This is a genomic window from Streptomyces cylindrosporus (genome assembly GCF_022698165.1).
Taxonomy (GTDB): domain Bacteria; phylum Actinomycetota; class Actinomycetes; order Streptomycetales; family Streptomycetaceae; genus Streptomyces; species Streptomyces cylindrosporus.
Genome location: NZ_JALDAY010000039.1, coordinates 1 through 679, shown reverse-complemented (window position 1 = coordinate 679; position 679 = coordinate 1). Strand labels below are relative to the sequence as shown.

The 679-nt window shown below is 73.5% G+C and carries 1 pseudogene; it reads left to right on the top strand.

Annotated elements, in window-relative coordinates:
• Nucleotides 1-679, top strand: a pseudogene (locus MQP27_RS50760) (acetyl-/propionyl-CoA carboxylase subunit alpha); the annotation flags it as partial.

The following is a 679-nucleotide window of genomic DNA, read 5'->3' as shown; positions in this document are numbered from 1 at the left end:
GGAGCTGGGCTACGGCGATCCCGAGCTGCGCGGTCACTCCTTCGAGTTCCGCATCAACGGCGAGGACCCCGGCCGCGGCTTCCTCCCGGCCCCCGGCACGGTCACCCTCTTCGCCCCGCCCGCCGGGCCGGGCGTGCGCCTGGACGCCGGCGTGGAGTCCGGCTCCGTGATCGGCCCGGCCTGGGACTCCCTGCTCGCCAAGCTGATCGTCACCGGCCGCACCCGCAAGGAAGCCCTCGAGCGGGCCTCCCGGGCGCTGGAGGAGTTCACCGTCGAGGGCATGGCCACGGCGATCCCCTTCCACCGCAAGGTGGTCACCGACCCCGCCTTCGCCCCCGAACTCACCGGCTCCGCCGACCCGTTCACCATCCACACCCGGTGGATCGAGACCGAGTTCGCGGGCGACATCAAGCCCTTCACCGCCCCCACCGACACCGACACCGACGAGGAACCCGGCCGCGAGACGGTCGTGGTCGAGGTCGGCGGCAAGCGCCTGGAGGTCTCCCTGCCCTCCAGCCTGGGCATGTCGCTGGCCCGCACCGGGCTGGCCGCCGGCGCCCGCCCCAAACGCCGCGCCGCCAAGAAGTCCGGCCCGGCCGCCTCCGGCGACACCCTGGCCTCCCCGATGCAGGGCACCATCGTCAAGGTCGCCGTCGAGGAGGGCCAGGAAGTCAAGGAA